Source organism: Lentzea nigeriaca (assembly GCF_016907955.1).
In the GTDB taxonomy this organism is placed as follows: domain Bacteria; phylum Actinomycetota; class Actinomycetes; order Mycobacteriales; family Pseudonocardiaceae; genus Lentzea; species Lentzea nigeriaca.
Map to the genome: position 1 here is coordinate 233,521 of NZ_JAFBCX010000007.1, position 16,998 is coordinate 250,518.

The 16,998-nt window shown below is 68.2% G+C and carries 14 protein-coding genes; 4 read left to right on the forward strand and 10 right to left on the reverse strand.

Annotated elements, in window-relative coordinates:
- Positions 1 to 35 precede the first annotated feature (35 nt).
- The 4 genes from JOD27_RS25645 to JOD27_RS25660 all read right to left on the reverse strand — a co-directional run bounded on the left by JOD27_RS25645 (position 36) and on the right by JOD27_RS25660 (position 3,181).
- Positions 36 to 842: an ESX secretion-associated protein EspG gene (locus JOD27_RS25645; protein WP_204764816.1), complete on the reverse strand. Its 807-nt coding sequence runs from the start codon at positions 840 to 842 to the stop codon at positions 36 to 38.
- Entirely contained in the window at positions 839 to 2,074 is a 1,236-nt protein-coding gene (locus tag JOD27_RS25650) for a PPE domain-containing protein (protein ID WP_204764817.1), read from the reverse strand. Before JOD27_RS25650 ends, JOD27_RS25645 begins: the two co-directional genes overlap by 4 nt.
- Before the next feature lie 15 nt (positions 2,075 to 2,089).
- Positions 2,090 to 2,467, reverse strand: coding sequence for a WXG100 family type VII secretion target (locus JOD27_RS25655; protein WP_204764818.1), 378 nt, complete (start codon positions 2,465 to 2,467; stop codon positions 2,090 to 2,092).
- Positions 2,468 to 2,581: 114 nt separating this feature from the next.
- A complete protein-coding gene (locus JOD27_RS25660) occupies positions 2,582 to 3,181 on the reverse strand; it encodes a DUF3558 domain-containing protein (protein ID WP_204764819.1) in 600 nt (199 codons plus the stop codon).
- A gap of 150 nt (positions 3,182 to 3,331) precedes the next feature.
- On the opposite strand from JOD27_RS25660, the gene JOD27_RS25665 reads away from it, so the two are divergent.
- Complete coding sequence (locus JOD27_RS25665; RefSeq protein WP_204764820.1) at positions 3,332 to 5,980, forward strand: glycoside hydrolase family 2 protein; 2,649 nt, start codon at positions 3,332 to 3,334, stop codon at positions 5,978 to 5,980.
- On the opposite strand, the gene JOD27_RS25670 is transcribed toward JOD27_RS25665, so the two are convergent.
- The gene (locus JOD27_RS25670) at positions 5,977 to 8,142 is read right to left on the reverse strand and encodes a putative bifunctional diguanylate cyclase/phosphodiesterase (protein WP_204764821.1); all 2,166 of its coding nucleotides are present in this window, start codon (positions 8,140 to 8,142) and stop codon (positions 5,977 to 5,979) included. The two genes, JOD27_RS25665 and JOD27_RS25670, sit on opposite strands and share 4 nt — an antisense overlap.
- 60 nt (positions 8,143 to 8,202) lie before the next feature.
- The gene (locus JOD27_RS25675) at positions 8,203 to 9,015 is read right to left on the reverse strand and encodes an SAM-dependent methyltransferase (protein WP_204764822.1); all 813 of its coding nucleotides are present in this window, start codon (positions 9,013 to 9,015) and stop codon (positions 8,203 to 8,205) included.
- A gap of 71 nt (positions 9,016 to 9,086) precedes the next feature.
- Here JOD27_RS25675 and JOD27_RS25680 point away from each other — a divergent pair, with 71 nt between their 5' ends.
- Entirely contained in the window at positions 9,087 to 10,010 is a 924-nt protein-coding gene (locus JOD27_RS25680; protein ID WP_307830317.1) for a hypothetical protein, read from the forward strand.
- An 890-nt stretch (positions 10,011 to 10,900) separates the two neighbouring features.
- Here JOD27_RS25680 and JOD27_RS25690 read toward each other — a convergent pair.
- Complete coding sequence (locus tag JOD27_RS25690) at positions 10,901 to 11,794, reverse strand: LysR family transcriptional regulator (RefSeq protein ID WP_204764823.1); 894 nt, start codon at positions 11,792 to 11,794, stop codon at positions 10,901 to 10,903.
- Positions 11,795 to 11,872: 78 nt separating this feature from the next.
- Between JOD27_RS25690 and JOD27_RS25695 the strand changes: the two genes are divergently transcribed.
- Together JOD27_RS25695 and JOD27_RS25700 are read left to right on the forward strand one after the other, a co-directional pair.
- Entirely contained in the window at positions 11,873 to 12,712 is an 840-nt protein-coding gene (locus JOD27_RS25695; RefSeq protein WP_204764824.1) for an aldo/keto reductase, read from the forward strand.
- 42 nt (positions 12,713 to 12,754) lie between these two features.
- The gene (locus tag JOD27_RS25700) at positions 12,755 to 13,546 is read left to right on the forward strand and encodes a lysozyme (RefSeq protein ID WP_204764825.1); all 792 of its coding nucleotides are present in this window, start codon (positions 12,755 to 12,757) and stop codon (positions 13,544 to 13,546) included.
- Between the two features lie 63 nt (positions 13,547 to 13,609).
- Here JOD27_RS25700 and purL read toward each other — a convergent pair whose 3' ends face one another.
- From purL to purS, 3 genes are read right to left on the reverse strand one after another with little or no spacing between them, the layout of a single operon-like run.
- On the reverse strand, positions 13,610 to 15,862 hold the full coding sequence (purL, locus tag JOD27_RS25705) for a phosphoribosylformylglycinamidine synthase subunit PurL (RefSeq protein ID WP_204764826.1): 2,253 nt from the start codon (positions 15,860 to 15,862) through the stop codon (positions 13,610 to 13,612).
- A complete protein-coding gene (gene purQ / locus JOD27_RS25710) occupies positions 15,859 to 16,530 on the reverse strand; it encodes a phosphoribosylformylglycinamidine synthase subunit PurQ (protein ID WP_204764827.1) in 672 nt (223 codons plus the stop codon). Before purQ ends, purL begins: the two co-directional genes overlap by 4 nt.
- Positions 16,527 to 16,766: a phosphoribosylformylglycinamidine synthase subunit PurS gene (gene purS, locus JOD27_RS25715; protein ID WP_030465889.1), complete on the reverse strand. Its 240-nt coding sequence runs from the start codon at positions 16,764 to 16,766 to the stop codon at positions 16,527 to 16,529. The genes purQ and purS overlap by 4 nt, the downstream gene beginning before the upstream one ends.
- Between the last annotated feature and the right edge of the window lie 232 nt (positions 16,767 to 16,998).

The window sequence follows — 16,998 nt, forward strand, 5'->3', positions numbered from 1 at the left end:
TGGCCACGGCGGCGGTGGTCAGATCAAACCAGACATCAGCCGTCGGCGGAACGAACCGCTTCGGAGATCAGCTCGTCCACCTGGTGCATCATCCGGCGGGCGTCGGTCGGCGTGAACGTGCTCCACGGCGGCTGACCGTTGGAGGAACGACGTTGCTGCAGGTAGCGACCCTCTTCGGTGTCGAAGAACGCGATCACACGCTCGGGCCGGCAGCGCTTGCCGTACTTGTCGCGCGCCGCTGCCCCGAAGTTCCCGGTGTGCACCAGCCCGGTGAACATCTTCACCAGCGCCTTGGCGTCGTCCTCGCGCAGGCCGACGCCCCTGAACGCGGCCTCCATCGACTTCGGCGAACCGTCGGTCTTCGCGATCGCCTTCTCGATGTCCTCGCTGGGCAGCGTCACCGAAAGACCTGTTCCGGCGGGGTGCGAGGGCAGCACGGACAGCACAGCCGAGGCGAGCCCGGAGCCCGCCCACGGCTGGAACGTCAGCTGGTCGTCCCGCAATGTCGCGAGCGCGCCCCAGTCGCCGTTCGCCACGGCGAGAACGCGCAGGCTGTGGCCGAGCCAGAGACGGCCGTCCGCCTCCCGCTCCGGCTTGACGAACATGCGCAGCAGTCCGTCCAGTTCGGACGAAAGACCGCGCGAGTTGCCCAGGCGGCGGGCATCCAGCTGCTGGTAGACGCGGTTCTCGAGCTGGACGCGCTCGTCCCGCGTCTTACCGGGAGAGGGAACCTTCAGGACGAGCGGCATCGGGCCGACGTTCATGCGTTCCCACACCACGTCGAACTCTTCGGCGGAGAGAGTGATCGGCTCCCTCTCCGCCGGACCGCCGAACAGGCTCACTCGGAGATGCCGCCGATGACCGGCGGCGCGACCAGGCGCTCGTCACCGAACACGTCGTCGGTCTCGACCAGGTAGTCGGCCGCCTTGTGCTCGAGGTCGTCCTCGCCTTCGCCCTTCTGGCCGTGCGCCCCACCGGCACCACCCGCACCGGCAGCACCGCCCTTGCCCGCGGCGCCGCCACCCATGGCACCGGCGCGCGCACCCTCCGGACCGGAGCCCATGCCGGGCATCATGCCGGCCTTCCCCGAGCCCTGACCGGACGAGCCGAGCGAGCCCGACATCGGGCCGAACGACTTGCCGCCACCGAGCTGACCACCGCGAACGCCACCGGTGCCACCACCGCGCAGGCCACCACCGGGCGCGCCGGTGCTCGGCCGGGTGAACACCGGGCCAGGTCCGGGCGTCGGCGTCGGACGCGGGTCCGGAGTCGGCGTCGGGATGTTCGTCGGGGGCGGGGTGTGGACCGGCGGCTGCGTCGGAGGCTGCGTCCACGACGTGTGCGTGGTGTCGCCGCCACCGGGCGGAGTCCAGGTCTGCGACACGTGCTGCTGGGTCGACGGCGCCGTCCACGACGGGTTGGTCGTGCCCGTGTTGCCGGACGGCGAGTACGAGCCGGTCGAGGAGTAGCCGACGTGCGTGTTGGCCGTGCCCGAGGGGCCGGGAGGCGGCGTGTCGATCACGACCTGCGGCGGCGTCGGGAACTCACCGAGCGTCGAGGAGTTCCAGCGGCTGTCCGACTGGTAGTCCTCCATGACCTTGACGGCCTGCGCGGCGGCGTTGTCCGCGGCGGCTTCCTGCCGCTCGTGGTCCACCTGCTGGCCGACGACGTGCGCCATGCCGATGGGGCCAGTGAGCACACCGACCCCGATGTCGAGGACACCGGGCTTCTCAGTGGTGACCGGGACCACCTCGGGCATCTTCTTGCGGGCGTCGGCGATGAACTCGCCCTGCAGGCGCGCGGAGCTCTCCATCGTGGTCGCGCCCTGGTTGGCGTAGCCGGCCCACTGGGCCAGCGGCGACAGCGCGGCACCCGCGGTCTCGGCGGCGTCGGACTCCCAGCCGGCGCCCATCTTGGTCAGCGCGGTCTGCAGGTCCTCGTCGATCTGGGCGAGCGAGGTGGCGATGGTCTTCCAGCCCTGCTCGACCGGGATGGAGGCGGAGACGCCCGGGCCGGAGTTGATCATCTTGTACAGCTCGGGGTGGCCGTACCCCTGGAAACGGTGGTCAGTCATCGGTCAGTCCCCCTCTCAGCCCAGGTCCCGGTTGTGCTTGCCCCACATGGCCGTGTTGTCGCCCTCGACCTGGCGGTACTGCTCTTCGATCATCTTGAGCTGGTCGACGACGCCCATGAGCTGCTTCTTGTACTGAGCCAGCGCCGTCAACGCCTTGTCGGTGGTCTGCTCCTTGAAGGCCTTCGCGGTCTCACTGCTGACCGGGTCGCCCGCCCACTCCGCAGGGGGCAGCTTGTCGAGTTCGCGCTCGATCTTGAGCTCGAACTCGTCCAGCGCGCGCTCGAAAGCCTTCCTGGCCTCTGGAATGGCGGATGGGTCCACCTTCAGCTTGCGCTGACCGAACTCCGGGGGCAGCGACGACGTCCCCCCACCATCCACGTCCGCGAGATGCACGGCACACCCTCCTCAGTACGGCCCCCAGAGTGGGCCGCGTGTGCATTTGGAACGACTTTAGCTCTGATGCATGACGCCGGTGACCGGTTCCCGGTAAAAGCGGAGTAGTTCTACTCACTTCGCCGCGAGCGTCGTGGCGACGGCGGTGGCCAGCGTCTTGCCCCGCTCACACGCTCCGTCCAACGTGGATTCCGGACCGGCGGCGAACGGCAGGATCATCGTCACCAGCAGCATCTGCCCGTCGTGCACGTCGAGGTAGAGGCGGCACGATCCGGGCTTACCGCCCACGGTTTCCTGTTTGGTCTGGTAACCGGGGTAGCCGGCGACCGGGACCTCGGCGACCTTGGCCTCGCCGGCGTTCTTCTTCAGCACGTCGGGTCCGCCGTTGAGAATTGTGTCCAGGCCCCAGACGTACTTGCGGTCCTCGAAGCTCGCGCCGCAGGCCTTGCTGCCCTCGCCGTACGCAGGCGCCGGGCTGCCCGGCTCAACGGTGCGGATGCTGAGGGCGGTCTTCGTCTCCGGCGTGATCAGCGTGCACGGGTCGAGCGTCTTGAGGTCGACGGCCTTGGGTCTGTTCACCGGTGCGGCGGCGGCTGAAGTTCCGGTCGTCGGCGCCCCGCTCGCCTGGTCTCCCGCGGACGGCTTCCCTGCTTCCTGCGAAGAACACCCGGTCAGGACCACTGCCAGCAACAACGGGACGGCAAGTCGACGCATGCGGGCCAAGGTAGCGGATCATGGCGCACGGAGTGTGCCGATTGGTGTGGTGCGCGTCACCCGGAAGGCCCATTGCCGGTGACCTCACAAAAAGGAAACCTTCTTTACGAAACCCCGAAGCGCCGCCGCCCCGATGCGTCGAGGAGCGACATGCTGCGCAACCGACCACTACCGACACTGGTCGTGGCCGCGATGGGCCTGGCCCTGCTCGTGCCAGGCACCTCAGCCAACGCGGGCCCTGTGCCCGGCACGGGAGCGGCGCTGAAGGTGGCCGCCGACCCAGGAACGACCTCCACCGTCCCCGACTGGCGCCTGCAGAGCAGCACGAAGGCGACCCAGACCGGTGACGTGATCTCCTCACCGGCCTACTCCGACACCGGATGGATGACCGTGCCCGCGCGGTCGACCGTGATGGCCGGACTGATCGCCAACAACAAGTACGGGGACGTCAACTACTCGGACAACCTCAAGAAGGCCGTCCGCGGCGACTTCCAGGTGCCGTGGTGGTACCGCAAGGTCTTCCAGGCGGACCCGCAGCCGGGCGTCAACACGTTCCTCAAGCTCAACGGCGGTGTGATCTCCCGCGGCGAGGTGTGGCTGAACGGCAAGAAGGTCGCCGGCACGGACACGGTCATCGGCGCCTACACGCACTACGAGTTCAACGTGACCAGCCTGCTCAAGAAGGGCGACAACGCCCTCGCGATCAAGGCGTCGCCGTCCGACCCCGCCAAGGACCTGGTGATCCACTTCATCGACTGGTCCCAGCTACCGCCCGACCGCAACCAGGGCCTGCACCGCGACGTCGACCTCGTGCAGAGCGGCCCGGTCTCGTTGCGCGGCCTGCACGTCCTGACCGACCTGCCGCTGCCGAACCTGAACAGCGCCACGGTCACCGTGAAGGTCGACGCGAGCAACAACACCGGCAGCGCCGTCACCACGACCGTCGCCGGCAGCGCCGCGGGCCAGAACTACAGCCAGAACGTGAGCCTCGCCGCGAACGAGACCAAGACCGTCACGTTCGCGCTCAACGTCAGCAACCCGCAGATCTGGTGGCCGTACCAGATGGGCGCGCAGCCGCTCTACGACGCGACCGCGTCGGCCACCGTGGCGGGCGCGAAGTCGGACGAGCAGAAGACGACGTTCGGCATCCGCGAGGTCACCTCGAAGATGATCAGCGGCAACATCCAGTACCAGATCAACGGCAAGCCGATCCTGATCCGCGGTGGCGGCTGGGCGTCGGATCTCTTCCTGCGCACGAACGTGCGGAAGATCGCCGACGAGATGATGCTGACGAAGTCCATGGGTCTCAACACGATCCGGCTCGAGGGCAAGCCGGAGAACGACGAGATCTACGACATGGCCGACCGCATGGGCATCCTGATCATGACCGGCTGGGAGTGCTGCTCGAAGTGGCAGAACACCAGCGGGTTCTCCGCGGAGGACAAGAAGGTCGCCGGCGCGTCCGCCGAGGGCGAGGCCAAGCGGATCCGCAACCACCCCAGCGTCTTCACGTTCCTGATCGGCTCGGACGAGGCACCGGCGGCCGCCGTCGAGACGATCTACCTGGACGCGTTGAAGCGTGCCGACTGGCAGACGCCGATCGTCACCGCGGCGGCGCGGCGCAGCTCCCCGAAGCTCGGCGACTCCGGCATGAAGATGGACGGTCCGTACTGGTGGGAGCCGCCGGTCTACTGGTACAACAACCAGAAGGGCGGCAGCGCGGGCTTCGCGTCGGAGATCGGTCCTGGCCTCGCGATCCCGGAGATGGACGAGCTGAAGAAGTTCCTGAGCCCTGCCGAGATCAGCAAGCTGACCGACTACAACGCCTCGCAGTACCACCTGTCGCCGTCGGGTAACTTCAGCAAGCCCGGCTTCTGGGGCACGGCGCTCGACAACCGCTACAGCAAGCCGTCCACTGTGGACGACTTCGTGCGCAAGGCGCAGCTGCAGCAGTACGAGACGAACCGCGCGCAGTTCGAGGCGTTCGGCCGCGACTTCTCCGACACCGGCGCCAACCAGGCGCAGGGCGTCATCTACTGGATGCAGAACGACCCGTGGCCCAAGCTCTACTGGCACCTCTACAACTACAACCTCGCGACCGCGGGCTCGTACTTCGGCGCCAAGACGGCCAACAAGGCGTTGCACGCGCAGTACTCCTACGACGACAAGTCGCTCGCCGTCGTGAACATGGGCCTGGAGGCCAAGGAAGGTCTCAGCCTGCAGGTGACCGTCTTCAACTCCGACGGCACGCAGAAGGCGAACGAGACACGTCCGGTTCCGGCCAAGGCCAACGGATCCGTGCGGGTCGGCACCCTGCCGCAGCCGTCAGGGCTGTCCACCGCGTACTTCGTGCGGTTGCTGCTCAAGGACTCCTCCGGCAACGAGGTCGACCGCAACGTGTACTGGCTGTCCACCAAGGCGGACACGCTGAACTACAACGGCGGCGACTGGTACTACACGCCGCAGGCCCAGTACACGGACCTGAAGTCGCTGAGCTCGCTGAAGGCGGGCCAGGTGTCGGTCTCCACCAGCACCACGCCGGGCACGGACGGCAGGCAGGCCACGCACGTGACCATCAAGAACACCGGCACGTCCGTGGCGTTCTTCCTGCGCGCGTCGCTGCGCAAGGGCCAGGGCGGGCCCGAGGTGCTGCCGGCCGAGTGGACCGACAACTACATCACGCTGTTCCCCGGTGAGACGCAGACGATCCGGGCCGAGTACCGGGCGTCCGACCTCGGCGGCACGCAGCCGGTGGTCGAGGTCTCCGGCCACAACGTGAGCAAGAGGTCGATCAGCTAGAGGTCTCCGCGCAACAAGCTGTCGATGTCCTCAGGCGGGCCAGGGCGGGCGAAGAACCAGCCCTGGCCCGTGTCACATCCGAGCCTCAACAGCCGGGCGGCCTGAGCAGGCGTCTCCACCCCCTCGGCCGTGACGCCCAACGACAACGCGTGCGCCAGCTGGACCAGGGTCGCGACGATCTGCGAGTCGACCGGGTCTTCCTCGGTCTCGGCCCGCAGCCCCTCCATGAACGAGCCGGCGATCTTCAGCTCGTGCACGGGCAGGTGCTTCAGGTAGGCCAGGTTCGAGTACCCGGTGCCGAAGTCGTCGATCGCGATGCGCACACCCATGTCGCACAACGCCCGCAGCGCTTCCAGCGGCTCGTCGGCGGTACCCATGATCGCCGACTCGGTCAGCTCCAGCTGCAGGTGATGCGGCGGCAGCGCGCACTCGTCGAGGATCCGCTTCACGTCGCGGACCAGCTCGGGGTCGCGGGACTGGCGCACGGCGAGGTTCACCGACACGAACGGTGCCGCGTCGCCGAACTCGACCAGCCAGCGCCGCGCCTCCTCGCAGGCCTTGTGGAGAACCCACCGTCCTAACGGGACGATGAGGCCGGTCTCCTCGGCCAGCTCGATGAACCGGTCCGGCGCGAGCCGGCCGAACTCCGGGTGCTGCCAGCGCACCAGCGCCTCGACGCCGACGACCGTGGAGTCCTCCAGGCGCACCAGCGGCTGGTACTCGACGTAGAACTCGCCGCGTTCCAGGGCTCGCGGCATCGTGGCCGAGAGCGTGAAGCGAGCGACCTCGCGGGCGTTGCGCTCCGGGTCGTACAACGCCCAGCGCGCCTTGCCGTCGGCCTTCGCCCAGTACAGCGTGATGTCCGCGTCGCGCATCAGGTCCGCCGACGTCGTGCCGGACAGCTCCCGTTCGACGATGCCGATGGAGGCCGAGACCGACAGCTCGTGGCCCGCGATGCGGATCGGCGCCTCCAGCTCGGTCAGCACGCGGTCAGCCACGTCGACGATGTCCTGCTCGCCGGTCGAGCCCTCGACCAGGATCACGAACTCGTCGCCGCCCATGCGCGCGACCAGCTTGCCCTCGCCGGACACCGAGTGGTCGAGGCGGCGGCCGACCTCGACCAGGAGCTGGTCGCCTGTGTCGTGGCCGAGGGAGTCGTTGATGACCTTGAAGCCGTCCAGGTCGAGGTAGCAGAGGCCCGCCCGCAGGTGCTTGCCGCGGTTGTTGAACACGCGGCCAAGGCGTTCGAGGAACAGCGCCCGGTTCGGCAGGCCGGTCAGCGGGTCGTGCAGGGCCTGGTAGCGCAGCCGGTTCTGCAGCAGGTGGCGATCGGTGACGTCCTCGATCATCGCCACCTGGTACTGCGGCTCGCCGTGGTCGTCGCGGACCAGCGACAGCGTCAGGTGCGTCCACACCTGCTCACCGTCGGCGCGGTGGAAGCGCTTCTCCGCCCGGTAGTGGTCGCACTCGCCCGCGATGAGCTGGTCGTAGAGCCGCCACACGCTGCCCGCGTCCTCCGGGTGCATGAGGTCGCGCACGTTGTACTGGCGCATCTCCTCGACGCTGAAGCCGAGCATGTCCTGCAGGGCCTGGTTGACGTCGAGTATCCGGCCCTCGATGTCGGCGATGCCGATACCGATCGCGGCCTCGGTGAACATCGCGCGGAACCGGGCCTCCGACGCCCGCAGCATCGCCTCGGCCTGGTCGCGGGCGTCCAGGACGGCCGCCCTGATCGCCTCCTGCTCGGCGAGCGTGCGTTCCCGCAGGGCGCGGGCGTATCCGGCGGCCAACGCGCCCTGGAGGGCCGCCAGGCGGGACCGAAGGCGATCGTCACCGGCGGAGCCCAGCTCGGCCAGCAGGTCGTCGCCGAGGAGCTGGATGGTGCGGCCCAACGTGTCGGTGCCGGTGAAATGCGCGTCGACGAGCCGTGAGCCGATCTCGTAGCCCGGTGCCGTGCGGAACGGGCTCGCGAACAGCGCCTCGACGAGCATCTCGGTCAGGTCCTGGAGGTGCTGGGCGACCTCGGACCTCGTCATCGGGACATAGCTGGAACCGATCACCGCCGTCGCCCAGCTGCGCGCGAACGACTCGGCACCGGCCAAAACGGCCGGGTCCAAAGGAGAGCGGTCGTCACGCACCCGGTGGTCAACCCGTTCGGTCATCTGCTCGGCCCTAACGCCACGAACGCGCAGCATACGGGCGGTCGCCGTATGGAGTCACCTCTACACCTTCCGGCCTACCGCGCCGAAGCCGGGAAACGGCCGTCCGGACCCGTCCAGGTCGTCAGGGGACTCCGGATTCCACAGGGGCAGCCGCACCGCGCCGGGTTCGACCAGCTCGAACCCCTCGAACAACTTCGTGAACTCGACCTTGTTGCGATAGGTCATCGGCGTGACGTTGCGGTCGTACATCGCCCGTGCGGCCCGGTAGGACCCGGTCTCCTCGTCCGGCTCGTACCCCGCGTGGGAGATGGCCAGGAAGCTGCCGGGAGCGAGACGGTCGCGGTACCCGCCGATGATCCCGATCGGGTTCTCGTCGTCGGAGACGAAGTGCATCAACGCGATCATCAGCACCGCGGTCGGCTGCTCGAAGTCGAGCAGGTCGTTCACCTCAGGCGAGGAGAGGACCGATGCCGGGTCGCGCACGTCGGCCTGCAGCACGTTCACCCGATCGTTGCCACTCAGCAGCGACCGGCTGTGCGCGACGGCGACCGGGTCCATGTCGACGTAGACGACCTTCGCGGACGGATCGGCGGTCTGGGCGATCTCGTGCACGTTGCCCACCGTCGGGATGCCGGAGCCGAGGTCGAGGAACTGCCGGACGCCGCGACCCAGCAGGTAGCGGACGGCCCTGCGCAAGAAGGCGCGGTGGTTGAGGATGACGTCGCGCAGCTCAGGCATGAACTCCAACGCCTTCTGCCCGACCGCGCGGTCGGCGGCGAAGTTGTGCGCGCCACCCAGCCAGTAGTCGTACACGCGGGCGACGCTCGGCCGCTCCAGATCGATGTCCCCAGGCGCCCAGTTCGGCCGCTCCACCCGCTCACCCCGTTCGCGTTGGGTCAGTTCCCACCCATCATGCACCGCCTACTTGGCAGAATGCCGACCTCGTGAGGTTCCTGTGGGGCAACGGCGAACGCAAGCACCGCCGCCGGAAAAGTTTGCTACTGCCGACCATCCTCGGGTCCGTCGGGGCGTTTGTGCTGGTCGGCGGCCTGCTGCTGCTCCTCGACCCCGGCGCGCCGAAACACGAGGCCATCAAAACGGGTGGCCTCGCGGGCGGCGCGATCGTGGCGCTCTACGCCCTGTGGCTCAACGACCGGCGGCGGCGCGTCGAGGAGGCCCGCCAGGAGCTCGAGAGCCAGCGCATCGACCACGACAGGTCCCGAGTGGCCGACGAACGGTTCGCGCGCGCCGTGGAGCTGCTGGGACACGACACGGCCCAGGTCCGCGTGGGCGCGATGCACGCGCTCGCCGGCCTCGCGAAGTCGCGGACCGAGTACACGCAGACCGTGCTGGACATCCTCTGCGCCTACCTGCGCCGTCCGTTCAAGTACTCCGACGACCCGGAGGACTTCGACGCGGAGCTCGGCGAGATCGAGCTGGAGGTCAGGCTGACCTCCCAACGGTTGATCGAAGACCTCCTGCCGCGCGCCGAGGAGAAGGACCCGGTCCGCTACGACCTCAACCTCACGAAAGCCCATCTGCACTACATGGACCTGTCGTACCGGCACGTCGGCGACCTGATTCTGCGAGTCGCGCACCTGAACGAGTCCAACGCGTTCCACCACATGGTGATCCACGGCAACGTGTACCTCACCGAGGCGAAGGTGGCCGGCCGCCTCTACATGCACCACACCGAGTTCCGCGGCAAGGCGTGGTTCAGCCGGTTCTCCGCGCGCGGGCTCGCGGTGTTCACCGAATCGAGGTTCCTGGGCGAGACCAAGTTCGCCGGATCTGAGTGGGCGGACGTGAAGGCCGACGGCTGTACGTTCGCCGTGGAGCCCGAGCTGCCAGAGGCGTGGAGGAACTGAGCGTGCGTGCACCCTGGTTGATGGCGGTACTCGCCGCACTCCTCACGACGGTGGTCACGGGCGTGGCACTGGTGCTGGTGCACGCTCCGCCGGTCGAGGTGGTGAAGACCGCGGGTGTCGCGGGCGGCGCGGTGGTCGCGCTGTACGCGTTGTGGCTCAACGACAGGCGGCGCAAGACCGAGGAGGCGCGGCACAGCCTGGAGAGCGAGAAGGTCGCCGACGAACGGTTCGCGCGCTCGGTCGAGCTGCTCGGCAACGAGGCGGACCAGGTGCGGGTGGGTGCGATGCACGCGCTGGCGTGGCTCGCGAAGTCCACTCCGCGCTACCGGCAGACCGTGCTCGACGTGCTGTGCGCCTACCTGCGGCGACCGTTCGACCATCCCGCCTACCAGGATCAGGCCGACGATCCGAACCGGTCCCCTTCCGCCGACGACGTGTCACAGGAGACTCGGCTGGAGCACCAGGTGCGGTTGACCGCGCAGCGGCTGATCAAGGACACGTTGTCGTGGGGCGACCTCGACGAGGACGTGCACTACGACCTCGACCTGACGGGTGCGAGCCTCGAGTACTTCTCGTTGGATGGCCGGCGTGTCAACTGGCTGACCGCACGGCGTGCGCGGTTCTACGGCATCACGAGATTCCGCAAGATCCACGTGCTCAAGCCGGCGCTGTTCTCCGGTGCGCAGTTCCTGGGGAGGCTGGAGCTCTCCGGAGGCAGCTTCGAGGGCGGTATCTCCTTCCAGGAAGTCGAGTTCGCCCAGGAGGTCGAGCTGTCCGACGCCTCGGTCGGGAATTTCTTCCACCCGTCCGACCAACCCCCCGCACGCCAGATCGGCGAGCTGAAGGTCGAGCCGAAGACCGAGTTCCGCAGGCCGGCGGCCGGCTGGCAGCTAACCGGCAGCACGGAGGCGGCCGGACTTGGCCTCCGCGACCATGTCGAGCAGAACGCTCGCGGCGGTGCTGACGGTGTTCGGAGTGACGGCAACGGTCTCGGCAACGGGAAGGTCCCCGCGAAGGCCGACGAAGCACGCGCTGTCGGTCTTGACGGCGAAGGACTGCGGGACCAGCGCGACACCGAGCCCGAACCCGACGAAGTCCAGCAGTGAGTGCACGTCGTTGACCTCGACGGCGACGTGCCGCTCGACCCCGGCCGCGGTGAGCGTGCGGTCGACCTCCTCGCGCGTGCCCCAGCCCAGGTTGAAGTCGACGAACGGCTGACCGGCCAGTTCGGACAGTTCGACGGATTCCCTGGTGGCGAACGGACTTCCCGGCGCGCACGCGAGAACCAGCGGCTCAGCGGCCAAAGTGGACACCCTCAGGTCGTCGGCGATCTTCGGCTGGCGCGTGACGAACGCGAGGTCGAGCCGGCCGGCGCGGACCTCCTCGACGAGCTCGGCGTTGCCGGCTTGCCGCATCCTGATCTCCACGCCGGGGTGGAGCTCGTGGAACCGCGACAACACCGCAGGCAGGTGCACCACGTGCAGGCACTGCAGGCTGCCGACGGACAACGTGCCGCGCAACAGTCCCTGCACGGCGGCGACGGCGTCCCTGGCCGACTCGATGCTGCCGAGCGCACGCCGGGCCTCCGGCAGCAGCGCCCGTCCGGCCTGGGTCAGCTCGACCTGGCGGGTGGTGCGCAGGAACAGCGGCGCGCCGAGCTCGACCTCCAGCGCGCGGATCGACGCCGACAGACCCGACTGCGAGACGTGCATCCGGCGCGCGGCCCTCGTGAAATGGCATTCGTCGGCGAGCGCGAGGAAGTACTCCAGCTGTCTGAGTTCCACGATTCATCACCCGCATCGTTCAATGGGATCACTTCTTTGCGTTGGACAGCTTAATTCAGGTGGTCCAGAGTGGGGTTCATGCAGAAGCGCCGTATCGGAGATGTGGAAGTCAGTGCCATCGGTCTGGGCGGCATGCCCGTCTCCATCCAGGGCAGGCCGGACCGCGCGCAGGGGATCGAGACCATTCACGCCGCGCTCGACGCGGGCGTGACGTTCATCGACACCGCCGACGCCTACTCGCTCGACGACCGCGACTTCGGCCACAACGAGGAGCTCATCGCCGAGGCGTTGCGGGGCAGGTCGGAGGAGGTGTTCGTCGCGACGAAGGGCGGTCACACCCGCCTGCCGGGCGGTGGCTGGGGCCTCGACGGGAGTCCCGAGTACCTGCGCAAGGCCGTCGACGGATCGTTGCGGCGGCTCGGGGTCGACCAGATCTTCCTGTACCAGTTCCACCGGCCGGACCCGAAGACGCCGATCGCCGAGTCGGTCGGCGCGCTGAAGGAACTGCTGGACAACGGCAAGATCCGGTATGCGGGCGTCTCGAACTTCAACCCCGACGAGATCGTGCAGGCCAACGACATCCTCGACGGCCGGCTCGCGGCCGTGCAGAACCAGTTCTCGCCGTCGTTCCGGTCGAGCGAGCCCGAGCTGGAGCTGTGCGCGAAGCTCGGCATCGCGTTCCTGCCGTGGAGCCCGTTCGGCGGCATCGGCAAGGCGGGTTCGCTTGGCGGTCCGTTCAAGGAGGTCGGTGACGCGCACGGCGTGAGCGCGCACCAGGTCTGCCTCTCGTGGATGCTCGCGAAGTCCGAAGTGGTAGTCCCCATTCCGGGTGCTTCTCGACCGGCGAGCATCCGCGACTCCGCCGCGGCCACCCACCTGGAGTTGACCAGGGAAGAGCTGGCCCGCCTGGACGGGTGATGCCGGTGGCAGATCAGGACAAATGGTCGCACGATCTAATCCATGCGGACCTTGATCAGCATCGTGGCGATCGTCGCCGGCATGTCGCCGGCCCCCGCGTCCGCGGCGCCCTTGCCGGAGGGCTCCGCGGACCACTTCGCGGGTTCTCAGATCCTCAAACACGAACGCACCGTCCATCTGCGAACAGCGGGAGACCCGCCGACAGACGGCAAAGTGCCCGGCATGGACGTCAGCAGTCACCAGGGCGACGTCGACTGGCAGTCCTCTTGGCGCAAAGGAGCCCGGTTCGCGTACGTCAAAGCGACCGAGGGCACCACCTACCGGAACCCGAAGTTCACCCAGCAGTACAACGGTTCCTACGACGTCGGCATGATCCGGGGCGCGTACCACTTCGCGCTGCCGGACCGTTCCGACGGAGTCAAGCAGGCGAACTTCTTCGTGCGCAACGGCGGCGGCTGGTCACCGGACGGGAAGACGCTGCCACCGGCGCTGGACATGGAGTACAACCCGTACGGCGACACCTGCTACAAGATGGACCAGGCCGCGATGACGACATGGGTGAAGGCCTTCAGCGACACGGTTTTCGCGCGTACCAAGCGGTATCCGATGATCTACACGTCCACGAACTGGTGGAACAGGTGCGTCGGCGGTTCGGTGAAGTTCGGCAACACCAACCCGTTGTGGATCGCGCAGTACAACTCGAGGCTGGGCCCTCTGCCGCAGGGCTTCGACTTCCACACCATCTGGCAGTGGCAGGCGGCCGGGCTCTTCCCCGGCGACCAGAACCTGTTCAACGGCAAGTTCGAGCAGCTGCGGCGCATCGCCGCTTCCTGACGGTACGCGGGGCCCTCCCGTACTCCAGGAGAGTACGAAAGCTCCCCGCGTACTCTCGAAACGTCAGTCGAACAGGGCCGGCAGAGTGCCCTCCCAGGCCTCGCGGAGCTCGTCGAGCGACAGCTCACCAAGACCCTGGATCTCCAGCGCGTTCGACTCCGGGTCGACGACACCGACCTTGCGCCACGGCAGAGCGCGGGCCGTGCACATGTCGGTGAAGCGCTGCTCCTCGGTCCGCGGCACGGCGACCAGCACGCGTCCGGCGGACTCGCTGAACAGCGCCGTGAACAGGTCGCCTTCGAGGAAGACCCGCGCACCCGTCTCACCGATCAGACACGTCTCGACCAGAGCCTGGGCCAGACCGCCCTCGGAGAGGTCGTGCGCGGCGGAGACCATGCCGTCCCGTGAACCCGCGACGAGGATCTGGCCGAGCAGCTTCTCGCGCCCGAGATCGGCCTTCGGCGGCAGACCGCCGAGGTGGCCGTGGACGTGGTGCGCCCACTCCGACCCACCGAACTCGGCCTTCGTCTCACCGAGCAGCAGCAGCGTCTCGCCGGCCTCGGCCCCGATCCCGGTGGGGATGCGGCGCCGCACGTCGTCGATCACGCCCAGCACACCCACGACCGGCGTCGGCAGGATCGCCGTCGTGCCGGTCTGGTTGTAGAAGCTGACGTTGCCGCCGGTCACCGGGATGCCGAGCTCCGCGCAGCCGTCCGCGAGGCCCTTCACGGCCTGCTCGAACTGCCACATGACACCGGGGTCCTCCGGCGAGCCGAAGTTGAGGCAGTTCGTGACGGCGACCGGCGTGGCACCGGTGGCCGCGACGTTGCGGTAGGCCTCCGCGAGCGCGAGCTTCGCACCCTCGTACGGGTCGAGCTTGGTGTAGCGGCCGTTGCAGTCCGTCGAGAGAGCGACGCCGCGGTGCGTCTCCTCGTCGATACGGATCATGCCGCCGTCGCTGGGCTGCGCGAGGACCGTGTTGCCGCGCACGTACCGGTCGTATTGCTGGGTGACCCACTTCTTGGAGGCCAGGTTGGGGCTGGCCGCCATGATCTTGATCAGTTCCAGCAGGTCGTCCGGCCTTTCGAGGCTGTCCGGGGTGTTCGCCTGCAGCTCGTCCTGGTCGGCCGGGCGTTCGATCGGCCGGTGGTAGACCGGGCCCTCGTGGGCGACGGTCCGCGGCGGCACGTCCACGACGACCTCGTCGTGGTAGGTGATCACCAGGCGGTCGCCGTCGGTCACCTCACCGATCTCGGTGGCGATGACGTCCCACTTCCGGCAGACCTCGAGGAACGCCTCGACGTTGCCCGGCTCGACGACCGCGCACATGCGTTCCTGGGACTCGCTGGAGAGGATCTCCGCCGGGGTCATTCCCGTGGCCCGCAGCGGAACGCGGTCCAGGTAGACGTGCATGCCACCGTCACCAGCGGACGCCAGCTCGCTCGTCGCGCAGGACAGGCCGGCGCCGCCCAGGTCCTGGATGCCGATGACGAGACCCTTCTCGAAGAGCTCGAGCGAGCACTCGATCAGCACCTTCTCGGTGAACGGGTCGCCCACCTGGACGCTCGGCAGCTTCTTGCGCTTGCCGGCGCCGTCGTCGAACGTCTCGCTGGCCAGCACGCTGACGCCACCGATGCCGTCGAGGCCGGTGCGCGCGCCGTAGAGGATGACCTTGTTGCCGGTGCCACTGGCGTGCGCGAGGTGCAGGTCCTCGACCCGCATCGCGCCGACGCACAGGGCGTTGACCAGCGGGTTGCCCTGATAGGACTCGTCGAACACGACCTCGCCGCCGATGTTGGGCAGGCCGAGGCAGTTCCCGTAGCCGCCGACACCCGCGACGATGCCGGGCAGGACGCGCTTGGTGTCCGCGGCGTCCGGGGCGCCGAACCGCAGCGGGTCCATGACCGCGAGCGGACGGGCGCCCATGGCGAGGATGTCGCGCACGATGCCGCCGACGCCCGTCGCCGCGCCCTGGTAGGGCTCGACGTACGACGGGTGGTTGTGGCTCTCGACCTTGAACGTCACCGCCCAGCCGTCACCGACGTCGACGACGCCCGCGTTCTCGCCGATGCCCGCGAGCATCTTCGAGCGCATCTCGTCCGTGGTTGTCTCGCCGAAGTATTTCAGGTGCACCTTGGACGACTTGTAGGAGCAGTGCTCGCTCCACATGACCGAGTACATCGCGAGCTCGGCGTCCGTCGGGCGCCTGCCGAGAATTTCCCTGATGCGCGCGTACTCGTCGTCCTTCAGGCCCAGCTCCTTGTAGGGCTGCTCCTGGTCGGGCGTCGCTTCCGCGTTCTTGACGGTGTCGATCATGCCTTCACCACCGTGTCGAGCAGGGACAGGAACATGCCCAGTCCGTCGTCGGTCGGGCCGGTGAGCGCGTCGATGGCGTGCTCGGGGTGCGGCATGAGGCCGACGACGTTGCCCCTGGCGTTGGTGATGCCCGCGATGTTGTTGCGGCTGCCGTTCGGGTTCTCGCCGACGTACCGGAAGACGACCCGGTTGTCGTCCTCGAGCTCCTTCAGCGTGTCCTCGTCGGCCTGGTAGCCGCCCTCACCGGACTTCAGCGGAATCAGGATCTCGGCTTTCGCGTCGTACCTGGTGGTCCACGCCGTGGTGTTGTTCTCGACCGACAGCCACTGGTCGCGGCACACGAAGTGCAGCTTGTGGTTGCGGGTGAGAGCGCCCGGCAGCAGGTGCGCCTCGGCGAGGATCTGGAAACCGTTGCAGATGCCCAGCACCGGCATCCCCTTGTTCGCGGCCTCGATCACTTCCTGCATGACCGGCGCGAACCGCGCGATGGCACCACAACGCAGGTAATCGCCGTACGAGAACCCACCGGGCACGATGACCGCGTCGACGCCCTTGAGGTCGTGATCGCCGTGCCACAACGGCACGGGCTCCCCGTCGGCGTACCTGACGGCCCGCTGCGCGTCGACGTCGTCGAGCGTGCCGGGGAAGGTGATGACACCGACCCTCATGCCTCGACCCTGCGCACGGTCCAGTCCTCGATGACGGGGTTGGCGAGGAAGGTCTCCGCGATCTTGGCGAGCGTGGCGTCGTCGACGTCGTCGGCGACCTCCAGCTCGAAGTGCTTGCCCTGGCGGACGGCGGTGATGCCGTCGAAGCCGAGACGCGGCAGCGCGTTCGCCACCGCCTGTCCTTGGGGGTCGAGAATTTCGGGCTTCGGCATGACGTCGACGACGACTCGGGCCACGACAGACTGCTCCCGGGTTTGAGGGGCTGGCGGTACTCCGAGACCCTACCTGACCTGGGGGTTCATCAACTCGACACGTGGTCGGCGGCACATCTTCAGCAACTCACCATCGGGAAGCAGCCAGCAGGTACGTGCAGTTTCGCCGAGACTCGTCGACGAAGGCGTGCAGACTCACGAAACCGCCCATCGGTCGGGCCCGAACAACAGTTCGGCAGGTCCAGCCGATCGGGGC